A 349-nucleotide genomic window follows, 5' to 3' on the forward strand; every position below is an offset into this window, starting at 1 on the left:
AGCTTAGTAATAACTTAGCCGAACGCCAAATAAAAGAGCTCGTAATTGGACGCAAGAATTATATGCATTCGTGTAGTTTAGAAGGGGCACGGACTTCGGGGATCATTCTAAGCGTGTATCGAACAGCCGAAGCGAATGGTCTTGATCCAGTGAAGTATTTGGAGTATCTATTTGATCGGATTCCTAATCTGGAGTATCTATCTGACGAAGCATTAGACGAACTGTTGCCTTGGATGCCTCTGGCTCAAAAAAACTGTTCCAAAAAATATACAAAAAACACCAAATAGCTTAAGTCCATTATAGGGCTTAGGTTATTTGGTGTGTAGGTACCGAGTGATTAGGCACTTAC

1 protein-coding gene is annotated in these 349 nt (G+C 41.0%); it reads left to right on the top strand.

The window, feature by feature from the left end; all coding sequences use genetic code 11:
- Nucleotides 1-287: transposase domain-containing protein (locus tag AC4J95_RS21225; RefSeq protein WP_494551558.1), on the top strand; the 287-nt coding region annotated here is incomplete at its 5' end.
- Nucleotides 288-349 lie beyond the last annotated feature (62 nt).

The sequence above is a fragment of the Enterococcus sp. GPZ-007 genome, assembly GCF_059374735.1.